Below are 17,732 nucleotides of genomic sequence, written 5' to 3' on the forward strand. Positions count from 1 at the left end.
GAGAGCAATGATAGGGGAGACTCGCAAAAAACCGCGTGTTGCTATGCTAATTACATCATTGGCTGGTGGAGGTGCGGAGAAGGCTGTTAGTATGCTGCTTCAGGGATTTAACCCTGAGCGATATGAACTTCATCTTATCGTAAATCGGAAGGAGGGACCTTATCTGTCCCTCCTTCCTTCTTATGTGCACGTATCAGAAATGAATGCTCCTCGACTTCGGAGTGCTTGGAAGGCCTATATTCGAACGCTGCGCCAAGTTCGTCCTGATATAGTCATTTCGCATATGTGGGAAAACAATGTGCTTAATGTTGTAGGGCGTCGCTTATCCGGTTTGCGATTCGGTACTGTACTGTGTGAACACAGCTCGATTAGCCGTCATCGAGGCAAAGGTGTAAACATGATGAGACGCTGGTGCTATAAAAGAGCCGATGCGGTTGTTGGTTGCTCGCACATGATGGGCGAGGAATTGAAGGATATTCTTAAAGTTCCTCGGTCATTGGTCCATGTGATCTATAATGCAGTGTTAAATGAAAGCTTCTATAGACGTGCGAATGAAAGTGTTGAGCATCATTGGCTGCAGCAGGGTATGGTGAAGGGCAGAACAAGTCGTGATAGCGAGGTTTTAGAAGATACAGCAGATCAAGCTGGTCATCTTGGGGGATTGGCATCGAAAATACCAGTGCTATTAGGACTCGGAAGATTGTCCCCTGAAAAGCGCTATGATCTGCTCATCGAGGCTGTGTATCTGCTTCATCAGCGTGGGCACAAAGTGAGAGCGCTTATTATTGGTGAAGGTGCAGAGCGTGAACGTCTAACACAGCTTATTGGGGACCGAGGCTTGGAATCGTGGGTAGAGCTTCCGGGATATGCTTCTAACCCGCTGCCTATTTTGCGTTTAGCCGATATTTATGTCCAGTGCTCTGATGTAGAGGGATTGCCTACAGCACTGATCGAGGCTGTCGCTTTGGGCACAAGCATCGTCGCTACGCGTACGGCAACAGGTACAGAAGAAGTGTTGGAAGGGATTCATTCCGCTTTATTGGTGCCTTGCGGAGATGTTGAAGCAATGGTAGATGCGTTGGAAGCACAATTGGAGCAGCTGGATGTCCAACAGCAGGATAACGAAGTGCCGAATGTACCGATTCATTCGGGTATTGGTGATTATACCGAATCTGAATCCAGCCGTGAAATTGCGGTCTCTTATACGGACTCTATGGATACTCAGTTTCAGCGCTTAAACAAATTTACCTTATCTTATGTTGTTGAACAGTATGAGGCGCTTATCCGCGATGTACTGCAAAAGCATGGAATAGAAGAAACGCCGCTTCCAAACAACTTTAGTCCGACTGAGGCTATTACCAAGGAAGGCGGTACAGTGAGGAGGGGAGTATCGCGATGAAGTTCGTATTTGCCTATGACGTGCGTATTGAGCAAGTAAGAGGTACTGAGCAGTATTATCATAATTATTTTGATTACACCGTATGGCAGCGTTACTTGGAAGTCTGTGAGAAGCTGGCCATTGTAACGAGAGTGGTGGAGGTTGGAGAGAATGAACCGCGCTTAAACCGTAAAATATCGAGCGGTCCTAACGTGAGTTTTCATAATGTTCCTTCCATAAGTAATCCTGTCTCGCAGTTAACTAAGCGTAAAGAAGTTACTCGTATATTAGAGGAGCAACTGCAAGATGCTGATGGATTGATTGCGCGCTTACCTAGCGAAATAGGCACGGTAGCGATTGGTGTCGCTAAGCGGCTTGGCAAGCCATGGGCCGTAGAAGTAGTTGGCCACGCTTGGGACGCGCTGATGAATCATGGCTCATGGCAGGGCAAATGCTACGCACCGATTATGACGTGGCGGACGAAGAATGCGGTTCGACAAGCACCGTATGCGCTCTATGTAACCCGTGCGTTTCTACAGCATCATTATCCAAGCTGGGGATACCATATCAACTGTTCAAATGTGGAAGTTCCCCCAGTACCTCAACAGGTGTTGGATCACCGTTTGAAACGATTGGATGAACATACAGATGGTTGGCAAACGGTAGGGATTGTTGGTTCTTTGGCATCGAATAACAAAGGTGTTGATACTGCCATCGAAGCACTATCCATGTTAAAAGGTCAAATGCTCCGGCTTCGAGTGCTAGGTGAAGGGGATAAAGGAAAATGGATCGAGCTCGCTGAACGTTGGGGCGTAGCGGATCGCGTGGAGTTCTGTGATCCTGTGCCGAGCGGTGAGGAAGTATTCCGCTGGTTAGATGACTTGGATTTCTACATGCAGCCGAGCTTCCAAGAAGGACTTCCTCGCGCATTAATTGAAGCAATGAGCCGCGCGCTGCCAGCTATCGGTTCTACCGCTGGAGGAATCCCTGAATTACTGCCGGAGGAGTGGATTTTCCGAGCAGGTGATGCAGCTGGGTTAGCGGAAAAGATGCAATTAATGACCAATAATCTTGATATGAGGCGAAATGCTGCAGCAGCAAACTTTGCGACTGCGCAACAATATACGAAGGATGTTTTGGACAAGAGACGTACAGCTTTTTGGCAGTCTTTTAAGGAAGAAGCAGTACGTAGATCCATTTTATCAAATCCGGGGATGGTGAAAGGATGAACATTTGGATCACAGGCGTCGCCGGCTTCATCGGCTCTCATGTTGCGGCTCGTTGTTTGGAAGCAGGTTATCAAGTAGTCGGCATCGACAATATGAATGATTATTACGATGTTACCTTAAAGGAGCAGCGGCTGGAACGTTTGCTGGCACAATCTAAATTACTACTGCAAACAGGAGAACCAGCACAAATTCCGCAACAACCTTTCCGGTTTTATCGCTTATCTATTGAAGAGGCTGATACAATTCACGAGTTAATGCGGGAGACAAAGCCGGATGTCATTGTGCATCTGGCTGCACAGGCGGGTGTTCGCTACAGTTTGACGAACCCGCAAGCGTACATTCAATCGAATATCGTTGGGACAGCCAATATATTAGAGGCTGCCCGTTTACAAGGCGTAGGGCATCTGCTCTACGCCTCTTCTAGCTCTGTGTATGGAGCGAATAAGAAAATTCCATTCGCCGTGGAAGACAGAGTTGATAACCCTGTTAGCTTGTATGCAGCTACGAAGAAATCAAATGAATTAATGGCCTATTCCTACAGTCATTTGTACGATTTGCCGACAACAGGGCTTCGCTTCTTTACGGTATATGGACCTTGGGGAAGGCCTGATATGGCTTATTTCTCATTTGCAGAACGGATCACTTCAGGCAAGCCGATCGATGTTTATAACTTTGGCAACATGATGCGCGACTTCACTTACATTGACGACATTGTAGAAGGAATTATGAGGCTGCTTCCACGTGCTCCACAACGAGATGGGGAACAAGCTCCATACAAGTTATACAACATTGGCAATCATCAGCCTGTTCAATTGCTCGACTTCATTCGTGTATTGGAGAAGCATCTTGGCGTACAAGCCGAGCTGGTAATGAAGGAAATGCAGCCTGGTGACGTGCCGCAAACCTATGCGGACATTTCCAGCCTGCAAAATGATATTGATTTCCGTCCAGATACGTCGATTGAAGTAGGTATTCAACGCTTTGCTGAATGGTATTTGACCTATAAAGAGCAACGTACAGCAGAGCGTGTTCTTCACGTGTAGAAGAGGTTTAGGCTGATCATTCACTAGGATACCAGTTCTTACTGTGGGAGGTTCGTTATGGGGCAAATAACAGAACTCACGTTAAGTGAAAAGAGCTCGGAAACCGTTTTTATTCAGCCCAAAGTGAACGATTCCATCTTATTTCTAATGGCTAAACGAATCATTGACTTTGTGCTAGCGACAGTGCTTCTCTTGCTAACTGCACCTATCGTGGTGGCAGTCATTGTATGCATTAAGATGGATTCCACAGGTCCGGCTTTCTATGTGCAGGATCGCGTTGGTTATAGAGGTAGGGAATTTAAGCTCATTAAATTAAGGTCCATGGTCATCGATGCAGAGAAGGACGGTCCCCGGTGGGCAACCGCACATGATGAGCGTGTTACCAAGGTTGGACAGTTCATTCGTAAGACAAGAGTAGATGAGCTTCCTCAACTGGTCAATGTACTAAAAGGCGAGATGAGCCTCATCGGGCCTCGTCCTGAACGAAATGCATTCATGCAGCAGTTTCATCAAGAAATACCCGGATTTATGAATCGAGTGCTCGTTAAACCTGGTTTAACAGGCTGGGCACAAGTAAATGGTGGGTACGATCTCTCTCCGGAAGAGAAGTTTCAACATGATATGTACTACATAACCAATCCCTCTGTACGGATGGAGACGAAAATTTTTCTCAAGACGATCAAGGTCGTTTTGACTGGAAAAGGAGCACGTTGAAATTTGAGTACAAGGAGGATAGTGCCATTATGTCGAGGTTGGAAAAGCGCGATTCAGCAGTTGCAACTGAGGAAAAACCATCATCAACGGCTTTGCAGCATTCAGATAATTCCATAACACCGAAAGCATCGGAAGTATCGAAAACATCAAAAGCAAATCATCGCATCCTATTCGCCGTTACTGCTGAGAGTGGAGTATCTTTTCTTGAACGCCAACTCAGTTACTTGCAGGAGCAGGGATATGAGGTATTTGTTATGAGTGATGGCGCTCCTTCTTCACAAACGTTAGAAGGAGCAACGCATGTTAAGCTCACTATAGAGCGTGAAATATCATTATCGAAAGACATCGTGTCGCTCTGGAATGCCATTCAATTTATTCGGCGCATTAAGCCGGATATCGTTAATGCTGGAACGCCCAAGGCTGGCTTGCTCGTAAGTATTGCAGCTTGGTTATGCCGAGTGCCGGTTCGAATTTATACCTGCCATGGTTTGCGGTTTGAAACGTTAAAGGGATGGAAGCGGACCCTTATGGTGACGACTGAGCGTCTATCGGCAGCTTGTGCGCATAAGGTGATCGCGGTTAGTCCAAGCTTGAAGGATGTTTTGCATCGCGATCGTATTTGTGCCCTTGAGAAAGTAGAAGTGCTCCACAACGGCAGCTGCAAAGGTGTGAAGGCAGAGCCGTTTATATTAACCGACGAACGGCAGAAGCAGTCAGAAGCATTGCGTCAATCATTGGGAATTGCTCAGGATACACCGGTGATTGGCTTTATTGGTCGGTTAACGAAGGACAAAGGGGTAGACATTCTCGTTGAAGCTTTTCATCTCGTTAAAAAAGTCATTCCACATGCTGTATTGCTTCTAGTTGGAGAAAAGGAGCAAGGAGATCCGATCTCGGCAAACACTGTTGAAACGATTGAAAATGATGACAGCATCATTCATGTAGGATTTCAGCGGGAGCTTGGTGTGTTCTATGCAGCGATAGATTGTTTAGTATTACCGTCATATCGTGAAGGGTTTGCTAATGTGTTGATCGAGGCTGCGGTAGCAGGGAAGCCAACGATAGCTACAAGAGCAACGGGAATGATGGATTCTGTTATAGATGGAATTACAGGTTTGCTCATTGAGCCTGGTGATACGCATGAACTGGCAGAACGTATGATTTGGCTTATCAAGCATCCTGAAGAGTGTGTCCGTTTAGGGGTGAATGGACATATTCGAGCTTTACGAGATTTTGATCCTGAAGATGTTGTTGAGGCGCATGCTTATTTTTATCATTCGTTGCACAAGCAGCGGGTTAGTCGTGGTAAAGGCACAGCTCATCATAATGAACAGGCTTCTTATACAAATAGCAGCAGGGAGGAGGGATTTCATTGAACGTACTCGTAACCGGTGGAGCAGGGTTTATAGGATCGCATGTCGTCGATCAATTGTTGCAGGCGAATCATAACGTAGTTGTGATTGATGACGGCAGCAGCGGTAATATGGCTAATGTACCGCGTGAAGCGAAGCTGTATTCGATGTCGATTATGGATGACCAATTGACTGAAATCTTTGAACAAGAGCAACCTGATGCCGTTATTCATATGGCTGCTCAGATCGACGTACAGCGCTCGATTCGTGAGCCGATATTTGACGCAGAAGTAAATATTGTAGGTACGATCCGCTTATTGCAGTGCTGCGAAAGACACGAAGTTAGTCGCTTTATTTACTCTTCTTCGGCTGCTGCCTATGGAAACCCGCAATATTTACCCGTTGATGAGGGGCATCCGATAGAGCCTATGTCAGCATACGGCATTTCCAAGTATACGCCTGAAAGGTATATCAAAATGTACCATGAACAACTGCCTGATTTGCAGTATTCGATTTTGCGCTATGCCAATGTATATGGAGAGCGGCAAATTTCGAAAGGCGAGGGCGGTGTCGTATCGATTTTCATCGATCATATGCTCAATAACAAGCGTCCGATTATTTATGGAGATGGTAATCAGACGCGAGACTTTGTACATGTAGAGGATGTTGCACGTTCGAATGTGCTTGCACTTACGTCCGAGGGGAGTATGACGGTTAATATTAGCACTGGAGAACCTACGAGTGTTATCGAGTTGTATCGACAACTGCAAGCACATACAGGAGTAGGTGATCCAATATTTTCGGAACCGCGTACTGGGGATATAGAGCATAGTTATTTGGACAACACAAAGGCGCGTAATCGCCTGGGCTGGGAGCCTACGATAGATTTGCAGGCTGGACTTGCGCGTACGCTAGCCTATACAAGAGAGGCTGGACGTAATTCAGTATCAGTCCTGAGCGGAGCTTATTGATATATTTTTATGGGGCAGAGACAGAACTGGATGGAGGGGAAGAAATGAAAGTAAGAAAAGCAATTATTCCAGCCGCTGGCTTAGGTACAAGATTCCTTCCTGCGACGAAGGCACAGCCCAAGGAAATGCTGCCGATCGTAGATAAGCCAACGATTCAATATATTGTGGAAGAAGCGATTGCATCGGGCATAGAGGACATTATGATTATCAGCGGTCGTGGCAAGCGGGCGATTGAAGATCATTTTGACAAGTCCTTTGAGTTGGAGGAAAGCTTAGCAGCGAAGGGGAACCTAGAGGCGCTAGAAGAGATTCAACATATTTCTAAGATGGCTAACATCCATTATATTCGTCAAAAAGAACCTAAAGGTTTAGGGCATGCCATATTATGCGCGCGCACGTTTATTGGAAATGAGCCGTTTGCAGTCTTACTCGGCGATGACATTGTGCAGTCTGAAGTTCCTTGTATCAAACAGTTGATGGATGTGTTCGATCGTTACCATAGTTCTGTCGTAGGCGTACAGTATGTTCCAGATGAAGATGTTCGCAAGTATGGCATTATTGATCCACTTGGTCCTTCTGTAGAGCCTTCCCTAATGCATACGAAATCCCTAGTGGAGAAGCCTCCTGTAGGGCAAGCACCATCGAACTACGCCATTATGGGACGCTATGTTTTACGACCTGAAATTTTCGAAGTGCTGGAGCATCAGCAGCCTGGGGCTGGCAATGAAATTCAGCTGACAGATGCAATTATGACGCTCAATCAATGGCAGGCGGTACTTGCCTATGAATTCCAAGGCACTCGATATGATGTCGGGGATAAGCTTGGCTTCTTGAAAGCGACGGTAGACTTTGCGCTGAGGAGAGAGGAACTGTCTAATGACATGCTCGCATACCTCATTGAGACCGTCGAACAGCATCAAGTGCTGAACGATGCTGTTGCTGCAGGTAGACGTAATCAGATGATGGAATATACGGCGGGAGGATCATAGGATGAAGAGCTATTCAATAGCGGTAATTGGCACGGGTTATGTTGGGCTCGTATCAGGCACTTGCTTCGCTTATGTGGGGCATCGAGTGGTCTGTTGCGATGTGGATGCATCTAAAATAGAACGTTTGAAACGCTGTGAAATTCCTATTTATGAACCTGGACTTGATAAGCTGGTAGCGGAAGGCATGCAACAAGGAAGATTACGTTTTACGACAGATATAGATGCTGCCATTCAAGCTGCAGATGTTATTTTCATCGCAGTGGGGACGCCTATGTCGCAGACGGGGGAAGCTAATCTGGACTACGTTCAGCAAGCTGCTCGCATGATTGGAACGGTGATCAATGGCTACAAAGTCATTGTGACCAAAAGTACGGTTCCAGTTGGAACAGGGCGATTAATTGCTCAGTGGATCGGAGAGGCATCACACAATCAATATTCGTTTGATATCGTTTCGAACCCTGAATTTTTGCGAGAAGGGTCAGCTGTTTATGATTGCTTAAATATGGAACGGACAGTAATTGGTGCCGATCGGCCTGAGGCTGCTGCTATTATTGCAGAGCTTCACGAGCCGTTCGGCACTGTTGTTTTAAAGACATCTATCGAGAGCGCAGAGCTTATTAAGTATGCCTCTAATTGTTTCCTTGCTATGAAAATTTCCTATATCAATTCGATTGCTAATCTATGTGACCAACTCGGTGCTGACGTAGATGAAGTGGCTCAAGGCATGGGGCTCGACAGCAGAATTGGTCATCGGTTTTTGCAGGCAGGAATCGGCTATGGAGGCTCATGCTTTCCGAAGGATACGTATGCGCTTCGTCATTTAACGAAAGAAGCTGGCTGCTCGTTCTCGATTCTTGAAGCCGTTATTGATACGAATGAACAGCAGCGTCTTATTGTCATTGATAAGCTGAAGCAGTCACTAGGTACGCTTGCTGGCAAACGAATTGCAGTACTAGGCCTAGCATTCAAGCCGAATACAAATGATGTAAGGGATGCACCTTCGTTGACGATTATTCCAAAGCTGCTAGAAGCTGGTGCTATCGTTCGTGCTTATGATCCTGTTGCTGCCGAAGAGGCTCGTCATGTACTAGGTGATCAAGTTGTATATATGCCTTCTGTGCAAGATACCGTGATGTATTGCGATGCATGTCTAATCTTGACGGAATGGGAACAGATCGTTGAAAGCGATTGGGAGAAGCTGCATAGTTCAATGTCCAGACCTTTACTTATTGATGGTCGAAATTGTTGGAGCGCAGAAAAGATGGCTGAACTAGGATTTGAATATATTTCAATGGGAAGACCGTTTGTGCCGCAGCGGGAGACATCACTGAGAGTACCAGTTTAATGATTAGAAGGTGAGAATGTTGAGGATGTCTGACCGTATATACTTATCCCCCCCGCATATGAGCGGAGAAGAGCTTGCAAAGATTGCAGAAGCTTTTGCAAGCAATTGGATTGCGCCTTTGGGACCAATGGTTGATCAATTTGAACGTCAGATAAGCGAATTAGTAGGAATAGAAGGAACGGTAGCTCTATGTTCTGGCACAGCAGCGATACATCTTGCGCTCGAATTGGCTGGGGTAAAAGAAGGGGATATCGTGTTTTGTTCTTCGCTTACGTTCGTTGCTAGTGTGAATCCGATTCGTTATTTAGGTGCAGAGCCTGTATTTATAGATTCAGAGCCTGCGACATGGAACATGTCTCCACGTGCACTAGAACGAGCTCTGTATGAGGCTAGTATGCTTGGACAACTGCCCAAGGCAGTCATCGTCGTGCATTTATACGGCCAATGTGCTGATATGGATGCCATTATGAAAATATGCCGGGAGTATGGCATATGTGTAATTGAGGACGCGGCGGAAGCGATGGGAGCGACATACAAGGGACAGATGGCGGGAACGATTGGGGATTACGGGGTATACTCTTTCAACGGCAATAAGCTGATTACGACTTCAGCTGGCGGGGCACTTGTATCCAATCACACTGACAAGTTGGACTATGCACGTTATTTGGCAGCTCAAGCCAAGCTGCCTGCCTATCACTATGAGCACAATCAAGTCGGCTACAATTACCGGCTGAGCAACATTCTTGCTGCCATTGGCTGCAGCCAATTGAATGTGATCGACGAGCGAATCGCACTGCGGCGTGCTGTGTTCGAAAGATATCAGCAGGCGCTTGGGGACAGACCGGGCATTTCATTTATGCCAGATCCATTATGGGGAAGCTCAACGCGTTGGCTTACGGCCTTAACGCTAGATCCGCATCTTATTGAGGCTACACCGCTTGATGTAGTGCAGGAGCTGGAAGTCATGAACATTGAATCTCGACGAGTATGGAAGCCGATGCATGCCCAGCCGCTGTACGCAGGCTGCCGCTATTATCGGCATGAAGAAAATGAGAGTGTTAGCGACATGTTGTTCGAGAGAGGAATCTGTTTGCCATCAGGCTCAAGCTTGGCCGTTGATGATCAGAACAGAGTCATTGACGGTGTGCAATCCGCTCTTCGACCCGTCTATTCTTTATCATGAATGATGATCAAGTTTGAATAAACGGATGAATGAATATAGTCGCTAGTGAACAACTCTTTTGATATTAAAGGAGATCATTATGAAACGTTTGTTTGATATTGTATTATCTTTCATTTTAATTATCATATTTAGCCCTTTCCTGCTGTTAATCGCAATATATGTACGGATGACTATTGGCAAGCCCGTTATGTTCAATCAAGAACGTACGGGCTTGCATATGAAGTCATTTAAGCTATATAAATTCCGTACAATGAGTGATGAATTCCTGCCAAATGGGGAGCCGCTGCCTGATGAACAGCGCTTGACGAGAGCAGGCAATATTCTTCGAATGAGCAGCTTGGATGAGCTTCCACAGCTGTTCAATGTGTTGAAGGGCGATATGAGTCTGGTAGGTCCACGCCCACTTCCTAGTAAATATAACCCTTACTATTACGAAGCGGAGCGGGTTCGGTTTACTGTACGGCCAGGCATTACTGGGCTAGCACAAATTTCGGGCCGCAACATGTTGTCGTGGCAAGCGAGATTTCAATGTGACCGCGACTATGTAGAGAGACAAAGTATGTGGCTGGACATCGTCATTTTGTTCAAGACAGCTATTCAAGTTGTTGTAGGCAAGAACAATGCAGTATGCCCAACTATGTTCGTTGCAGAACTAGATCGAGAACGGCGCGTCAGTTTGAAGTCAAAAACAATGTAAGCTACCAACCACCTCTGCAAGGAGAGTAGAGATAAAATGAAGCGAGTCATTGTATTCGGAAGTATGGGCGTAGCAGTCGACTGCTTGAGATGGCTGCTGCGTCAGCCAGGGGTAGAAGTACTGGGGGTCGTATGCTCGACAGAGCCCTTATCTACATGGCGTCTCGTCCAAAAAGATGAAAATATGTACGATGAGGCAGCAAAGTTAGGAATTCCTATATTGAAGCTAGAGCAGGTGTGCGAACTGGAAGCGGATCTAGGTGTTAGCGTTCGTTACCACGAGTTGCTGCGCGCCCGTCATCTAGAACGCTTTAAGTTAGGAGTCGTCAATCTTCACGGAGCTCCACTGCCTGAAATGCGCGGGTCTATGTGTGATGCAGCTGCCATTATAGAAGGGCGAGAGGAATACGGAACGAGTATCCACTGGATGAATGAAAAAGTAGACGAGGGCTGGCTTATTGCGGTGAGTCGTTTCGGAATCCGACCTTTGGATACGGTATATGAATTGTTTCAAGCAAGCAATCAATTTGGACTAGAGCTGTTAAAGGAGTGGCTGCCTCGCATTTTGGAAGGGCATGTAAAGGGGGTTGACCAACTGGAATTAGCGAAGGAACTACATGTTGAGCCCAAAACGTATCGAGTGCAAGAGGTTAGAGCTTGGAAGCAGATTCCAGAGCAAGCTACTGCGCAGCAAATATGGAATACGGCGCGTGCCTTTCAGTTTCCGGGTCATGAACCTGCATACATGCAAACCGCAAACGGCAAAGTCTATGTTTCGATTGCTAGTGACAATACATGATGTACGGAGGACTGGAGTATTCATGAGTGTTTTCCTTCTTGATATGGCGAATCGTGAGAAATGGAATACATATACGCGAGCTGCACGGGATACAGATGTATATTTCTCTGCGGATTACTGTCGGGTTTATGAAGATAATGGGGAAGGCAAGTCGCAGCTGTTTGTCTATGAGGAGGGGGACGAGTTTGTTTGTTACCCTTATCTATTGCGCGATGCGAGCCATCTCCCGGGATTGCGTGAGCTGAATGTAACTAAGCCTATCTATGATATTACTACTCCGTATGGGTATGGTGGACCAATATCGAACGTAGCCGATGCCGACAGGAGAGCAAGGTTGTTCCGCAAATTTGAGCAACAATTTGATGCATACTGCCACGAGCATCGTATTGTCTCCGAATTCGTACGCTTCCATCCTTTGTTGAACAATTGGCGAGATTATAATGCTGTGAGCCCTCAGTTTGAGCGCAATACGGTTTTTGTTGATCTTACGCTTTCTGAAGAGGAAATGCTAAAGGCGTTCTCTCGAGATAATCGCAATCGCATTAGGCGTGCTCAAAGAGAAGGGTTCTACGTCACCATTGAGGAACCGACGAGGCTGGATAATCTTACTCGTCTGTACGATGCGACCATGCTAAAAAAACAGGCAAGTGCATACTACTACTTCAATAGCAACTTTTTCCAAAATACAACGTCTTATTTAGAGGGATATGTGAAGCTAATGGAGGTTCATGCAGATAATAAGGTGATTGCTTCCTGTCTCTTTATGCATGAAGGTGATTATGCGCATTATCATCTTATGGGATCTGATCAAGCATATTTAAAGGCTGCCCCGATTAATTTGCTCATCTATGAAGCAGCTCTATGGGCGAAGTCACAAGGATGCAAGAAACTTCATTTAGGAGGAGGGCTAACTGGGAACGACAACTTGTTTCGATTTAAGCGCAGCTTCAACGAACGTGAATGGGCTGATTTCTATGTCGGTCGACGCATTCGGCATCAATCACTGTATGACGCTGCCGCGCTAATATTGAATAAGCAGTACGGCATAGCTGGAGCTGAATCCGCCTATTTTCCAATGTACCGCAACCCATTGCTCTTTAATACTTCAACGGAATCAAGCTGTTCTGAGGCCTCATCTGGGTAAGTGGAGCCTGCCGTCCCTTAAGAAGGACAAGTGCAGAGGGGTGCTTGACCATACGGACAAAGGGGATTCGGCATATGATGCATGAAGCTGATACCAAGAGGATATGAATGGTATAGAGCTATGCTGTCATTAAAGAGGTGGAAAGGATGGGGCATAAAACGAATATGTGTTTAAAACGTTGTAAGAAATGGCTGCTTGTTTTTGGTGTTATTTTTGTTATCGCTGGATTACAGTGGAATCCTTCTTCAGAGAATACAGCCGCGGCATTGGAGACCCCTGCACCGCAAGGTACGAATATTAAGTCGCTTGGAGCTATAGGGAATGGTACGACAGATGATACTGCGGCTTTGCGTAAAGCAAGCGAAATGCTGTCGGGCAAAATCTATTTTCCAACAGGAACTTATGTGCTGAATGATGATCTCGTATTTCGTAAAGAGTTGACCCTTGTATTTGGGCAAAATGCGAATATTAAAGTTGCCTCAGGCAAGACGTTAAAGTTGGATGGTGGCTTGCAAGGCGGTCTGTATACACTCTTTACTGGAGATGGAAGCGTTGTCGCCACAGGTACAATTAAGAAAGTATATCCTGAGTGGTTCGGCGCACTAGGGAATGCGATCCAAGATGATCGACCTTTTATTCAAGAGGCGGTGAACTTTGCAAGCTCGTTAAAGAAGGGGGCAGCGGTTCATTTTACTCAAAATAGAAATTACGTGCTCGGTTCAATGACCGTACCTCAACAGACAATTATTAGCATGCCAGGGCATGTCTCTCTTGAAGGCCGTGGAACATTGAAAATTAGAAATAATATGGGCAAGTTTAATACGGTGTTCGAATTTACGAAGCCGATCGATCATATATATATTAGGGAACTTACCGTGGATAGCAACGCCCAGAACAATCCAATTACAGAAAAGCCTTCTGATACTAACAATGCGATGCGTGTATTTACCCTTTATACAGGTACAGGAGCACAGTTTCAAGGCGTTACGGTTCGAAATAGTTTAGCTATTCAAAGTATTATGGCTAACGTAGTTAATGATCTTGTTGTGCAAGACAGCCAATTTCTTAATATGGGAGTTGGAGCTCCATTCTTCTTTGATACCTCTACGATCTACTCCGTCGGCAATAATGCCAAAATTACAAGAAACTACTTTGAAGCTGGAGGCCCAGGCAGTAATACTGCGATTGAAGTACATGGCTTCGGCAAAGTAGTAAGTTATAACGTAACTAAGAAATTCCGCACGGGCATCATCTATGCATCCACATCCAACAGAGACTACAAGAATGAAAATAACCTCATTGCAAACAACCGCATCGAAGATGCAGTATTCGGTATGAGTTTATGGGCATCTAGAGGCGATGTTAAGCAGCTAACGATAACGAACAACAGTATTATTGTTAATGCTCGCGGTGGCGGTTTCATGTCCACGAATGCAGAATCAGCAGGGATTCAATTCTACCATCCTAGTGTAGACGCATGGATTGATATAGCCATTACAGATAACTTTATCGACTTCAAAAATCCTGGCGGCGGCTATATGACACTTGCTCCTCACGCTGCAGGCATCGACTTATCCTTACAAGGCAGCGGTACGAAAGTAGAAGGTCTTCTTATTAAAGGCAACATTATACGAAATGCATATACGAATGGCATCACCTGGAACATTGAAGGGGTGCAGAACAATATCGTCATCGAAGAAAATACGATTATTAACCCGGGCTCCTTATACAGCGGTAAGGAAGGATACAGCTCAGGTATTGCTTTATATGAGAACCCGCTGTTCTCCAACTCTTTCGTACGAAATAATGTGGTTGTAGAAGATCGAACGACTTCTAAGATGTTCGCGGGATTGTTGTTGAGAAGTTTAGGGGCAACGGACCGAGCACATCAACAGCTGTCGTGGATAAACAATACGATCGTTTCGGAAATGACGCCGTTAAGTGGTGAAAAGACCGTAGCGATTGGAAATACACCAATTATCGTACAGACACCATTCTAATAGGTAAAACGTACAATGACGGGGAAGGGGCGGATGGAATGGCACCGCCTCTTCTTCTGTTACGGGAGGCAGCGTTATATCTTCGCTTCTAACCACTTCATGGTAGTCTCGCTCACTTTTCGATCTGCCTTACTCTGACAACGACATACTTATAAACCGTGAATGTGCATCCAGATGAGAAATGGTGGTGAATGTATGAGTGGAACAGAAATGCAGATGAACAGACCGTTATTGGTTACAGGTGCAGCAGGGCAGCTTGGGACAGACGTTATGGAGTTGCTAAGCAAGCATAATATACCTGCGGTAGGGTGTACTCGTACGAATTTGGATATTACCGATAGTGAGCAGGTTCATGAAGTAATTGGCCGGATAAAGCCGTGGGGTATTATACATGCGGCTGCTTATACGAAGGTGGATCAAGCAGAATACGAGAGTGATGAAGCATATCGAGTCAATGTGTATGGTTCGCGCAATGTAGCTGCTGCTGCCGAATCGATTGGATCAAAGATACTTATGCTTAGTACGGATTATGTGTTTGATGGGCGAAGTACGAGACCCTATGATGAGTTTGCTGCGCCAAGACCGATAAATGTATACGGTTCGTCCAAGCGGGAAGCTGAAAAAATCGTATGTCAATTGAACCGTCGTGCGTTTATCGTGCGTACTTCATGGATTTTTGGCAGGTATGGCTCCAACTTTGTAAAGACGATGCTGGAACAGGGCAAAACCAATCATGAACTAAAAGTTGTTCACGATCAGATCGGAAGTCCTACCTATACAAAGGACCTAGCTGAAAGTATCATTCAATTGATTAACACAGATTGGTATGGAACGTATCATATTTCGAATACGGGCAGCTGTTCTTGGCATCAATTCGCTTGCGCAATTATGGAGGAAGCAAGTTTGAATGTCAAAGTAAGATCGGTGCCAACTTCACAGTTTCCTCGCCCAGCGAGACGCCCAGCTTACTCGGTATTAGAAGGAAGATCGCTCAGACTTCATGGCTTGTCTCCACTACGACCATGGCGTGAGGCGTTGGCGGATTGCATTCAAGCGTTGGAAGTACGCAACTAACAACTATCAATTGTAGGAGGATAGGTGATGAGATGCGCTGTACTAGGGGGAGATCTCCAAGGCTTGTCGTTGGCAATTAGACTCGCTGGCTTGAAGCATGATGTATGGCTCGTAGCGAACAGCGCAGCATGTGCCGAGCGATGGCGGCAGGAGTTGGGTGATCAGCTGCTGTGTACGATCAATGAATCGTATGCAGTGAAGCGCTCAGATGTACTCTTTTTCGTCAATAGGAGCGCGTCTACTTCACTTGATCCACAATTACTCGTGGAATGGTTGCAGCCTATAGTGGCTGAACAGGCGCTCATTGTCATTGCGGCTGATGTACAGCCTGGGATGACATCAATGATGCGGCAAAAATTGAATCAATGTAAACGTTTCTCAGGAGCTGTTGTATATGTGCCTCCTGCATTGCTGCATCGTCCGTACCCGCTTGTCATAGGGACAGAGCATGGTGATCGATGTATAGCATTGGAGCAAGTGCTGGACGGTTGGCCTCGCCTTCACTATAGGATGAAGGACCAAGTAGCCGAATATGTACAGTGTTTTGCTGAAAGGAGGCCCTCTACTTCTTCATCGTCGTTTCGCAATAGTAAGGAAGCAAGAGAAGCCTATGCATGGTGGCATCAGATACAGTCTAGGACAATGCTTAATGGCTTGGAGCGAATAAGAGAAGCGGAGTGGTCATAGCATGTTTCGAATATGGCGTCGCTGGCGGACTTGGCAGAAAGTTATGTTTTCTTGCTGCTTTATTATGCTAATTGGAAGTTGTATCGCTGCAATCATCATTGGGATGACACTAAAAAATGCGGCGGATTCGATGTACGAGGCTTTGCCAGAGCGTAAGGAATCACTTCGTTCGACTATTGAGCCGTTAGAGACGAGTCCAGTAAATCCAATACATAATCGTCAATCAAATAACAGTACCTCGGTTCCAGTGATAAAGCCATTGACAAAGGATGCACAGCCAGATGTCAGCAATAGTGAGCCGTTTACGATGCTGTTAATGGGCGTAGACGAGCGAGCGCATGACAGCGGTCGTTCTGATACTTTGATCATGGCTTCTGTCAATCCTAAGCAAGGTAGTGCTGTCATCGTACATATTCCAAGAGATACACGAACAGAACTGGCAGGCTTGAAGAAGCTGGATAAAATTAATCATGCTTACGCCTATGGCGGGACAGCTATGACCGTCGCTACCGTCGAGCAGCTATTTGAGATCCCGATACATTATTATATTAAGACGAATATGGAGGGATTTAAGGCTGTCATAGACGAGTTAGGCGGCATTGAAGTACATAACCAAATTCCATTTGAAACGGACGGGCACCAATTTGCATTGGGGGATATTAAGTTAAGCGGTGAGCAATCATTGGCCTATGTACGCATGCGCAAGCAGGACCCGAAGGGAGACTTTGGGCGAATGGATCGACAAAGTCTAGTGCTTCGTGCACTGGCACAAAGAGCCGCTTCTACAGATGGTGTTGTGCGTTTAGGTGCAATTATAGATGTGTTGAAACAACATACAAGAACCAATTTGGCATTCGAGGATTGGATTTCACTTGCTGCTAAGCATGTTTCGTCTGTTAATCAAATCGAAAAAACAACCTTAACAGGTTCTTCGCAGCGGATTGCAGGCATTTATTATTGGAAGGTGTCCAAACAGGAGCGTCTGCGTATTCATAACTTGCTGAGCAACAATTTGGTTCCTAATCTTGACAAATAAAACAGGAAATCGTACATTTATGATACGAAATGTAACTATAGTGTCGATAATGTCGATTTTTAGTGATTAGAAGGTCCTTTTTTAGGATTATG

16 protein-coding genes are annotated in these 17,732 nt (G+C 45.8%); all 16 read left to right on the forward strand.

Annotated elements, in window-relative coordinates; translation table 11 throughout:
* The first annotated feature begins 7 nt into the window (after nucleotides 1–7).
* The 16 genes from FPZ44_RS01205 to FPZ44_RS01280 all read left to right on the forward strand — a co-directional run bounded on the left by FPZ44_RS01205 (nucleotide 8) and on the right by FPZ44_RS01280 (nucleotide 17,640).
* Complete coding sequence (locus tag FPZ44_RS01205) at nucleotides 8–1,399, forward strand: glycosyltransferase (RefSeq protein ID WP_144986643.1); 1,392 nt, start codon at nucleotides 8–10, stop codon at nucleotides 1,397–1,399.
* Nucleotides 1,396–2,607, forward strand: coding sequence for a glycosyltransferase (locus FPZ44_RS01210; RefSeq protein WP_144986645.1), 1,212 nt, complete (start codon nucleotides 1,396–1,398; stop codon nucleotides 2,605–2,607). Before FPZ44_RS01205 ends, FPZ44_RS01210 begins: the two co-directional genes overlap by 4 nt.
* Nucleotides 2,604–3,650, forward strand: a complete 1,047-nt coding sequence (locus tag FPZ44_RS01215) for an NAD-dependent epimerase (RefSeq protein ID WP_144986647.1) — start codon at nucleotides 2,604–2,606, stop codon at nucleotides 3,648–3,650. The genes FPZ44_RS01210 and FPZ44_RS01215 overlap by 4 nt, the downstream gene beginning before the upstream one ends.
* A 57-nt stretch (nucleotides 3,651–3,707) precedes the next feature.
* Nucleotides 3,708–4,364 carry a sugar transferase gene (locus FPZ44_RS01220; RefSeq protein WP_144986649.1) on the forward strand — a complete coding sequence of 219 codons (657 nt, stop codon included), beginning with the start codon at nucleotides 3,708–3,710 and terminating at the stop codon, nucleotides 4,362–4,364.
* A 29-nt stretch (nucleotides 4,365–4,393) separates the two neighbouring features.
* Entirely contained in the window at nucleotides 4,394–5,740 is a 1,347-nt protein-coding gene (locus tag FPZ44_RS01225) for a glycosyltransferase family 4 protein (RefSeq protein WP_144986651.1), read from the forward strand.
* Nucleotides 5,737–6,687 carry an NAD-dependent epimerase/dehydratase family protein gene (locus FPZ44_RS01230; protein ID WP_144986653.1) on the forward strand — a complete coding sequence of 317 codons (951 nt, stop codon included), beginning with the start codon at nucleotides 5,737–5,739 and terminating at the stop codon, nucleotides 6,685–6,687. Before FPZ44_RS01225 ends, FPZ44_RS01230 begins: the two co-directional genes overlap by 4 nt.
* A gap of 44 nt (nucleotides 6,688–6,731) precedes the next feature.
* Nucleotides 6,732–7,676, forward strand: a complete 945-nt coding sequence (galU, locus tag FPZ44_RS01235; RefSeq protein ID WP_144986654.1) for a UTP--glucose-1-phosphate uridylyltransferase GalU — start codon at nucleotides 6,732–6,734, stop codon at nucleotides 7,674–7,676.
* A 1-nt stretch (nucleotide 7,677) separates the two neighbouring features.
* Nucleotides 7,678–9,021 carry a UDP-glucose dehydrogenase family protein gene (locus FPZ44_RS01240; protein ID WP_144986656.1) on the forward strand — a complete coding sequence of 448 codons (1,344 nt, stop codon included), beginning with the start codon at nucleotides 7,678–7,680 and terminating at the stop codon, nucleotides 9,019–9,021.
* A 25-nt stretch (nucleotides 9,022–9,046) separates the two neighbouring features.
* Nucleotides 9,047–10,204, forward strand: a complete 1,158-nt coding sequence (locus tag FPZ44_RS01245) for an aminotransferase class I/II-fold pyridoxal phosphate-dependent enzyme (RefSeq protein WP_144986658.1) — start codon at nucleotides 9,047–9,049, stop codon at nucleotides 10,202–10,204.
* 79 nt (nucleotides 10,205–10,283) lie between these two features.
* Complete coding sequence (locus tag FPZ44_RS01250; RefSeq protein WP_144986660.1) at nucleotides 10,284–10,901, forward strand: sugar transferase; 618 nt, start codon at nucleotides 10,284–10,286, stop codon at nucleotides 10,899–10,901.
* A 36-nt stretch (nucleotides 10,902–10,937) separates the two neighbouring features.
* The gene (locus FPZ44_RS01255) at nucleotides 10,938–11,699 is read left to right on the forward strand and encodes a formyltransferase family protein (protein ID WP_144986663.1); all 762 of its coding nucleotides are present in this window, start codon (nucleotides 10,938–10,940) and stop codon (nucleotides 11,697–11,699) included.
* A 22-nt stretch (nucleotides 11,700–11,721) separates the two neighbouring features.
* Nucleotides 11,722–12,843 carry a lipid II:glycine glycyltransferase FemX gene (locus FPZ44_RS01260; RefSeq protein WP_186785870.1) on the forward strand — a complete coding sequence of 374 codons (1,122 nt, stop codon included), beginning with the start codon at nucleotides 11,722–11,724 and terminating at the stop codon, nucleotides 12,841–12,843.
* A gap of 146 nt (nucleotides 12,844–12,989) precedes the next feature.
* The gene (locus tag FPZ44_RS01265) at nucleotides 12,990–14,843 is read left to right on the forward strand and encodes a glycosyl hydrolase family 28-related protein (RefSeq protein ID WP_144986666.1); all 1,854 of its coding nucleotides are present in this window, start codon (nucleotides 12,990–12,992) and stop codon (nucleotides 14,841–14,843) included.
* Between the two features lie 195 nt (nucleotides 14,844–15,038).
* Nucleotides 15,039–15,917 (forward strand): dTDP-4-dehydrorhamnose reductase, encoded by an 879-nt coding sequence (gene rfbD, locus FPZ44_RS01270; protein WP_261378164.1) that lies wholly within the window; start codon nucleotides 15,039–15,041, stop codon nucleotides 15,915–15,917.
* A gap of 27 nt (nucleotides 15,918–15,944) precedes the next feature.
* On the forward strand, nucleotides 15,945–16,604 hold the full coding sequence (locus FPZ44_RS01275) for a hypothetical protein (protein WP_144986668.1): 660 nt from the start codon (nucleotides 15,945–15,947) through the stop codon (nucleotides 16,602–16,604).
* Nucleotide 16,605: 1 nt separating this feature from the next.
* Complete coding sequence (locus tag FPZ44_RS01280) at nucleotides 16,606–17,640, forward strand: LCP family glycopolymer transferase (RefSeq protein ID WP_144986670.1); 1,035 nt, start codon at nucleotides 16,606–16,608, stop codon at nucleotides 17,638–17,640.
* The last annotated feature ends 92 nt before the right edge of the window (nucleotides 17,641–17,732 follow it).

The sequence above is a fragment of the Paenibacillus agilis genome (assembly GCF_007786455.1).
GTDB lineage: Bacteria > Bacillota > Bacilli > Paenibacillales > Paenibacillaceae > Paenibacillus_B > Paenibacillus_B agilis.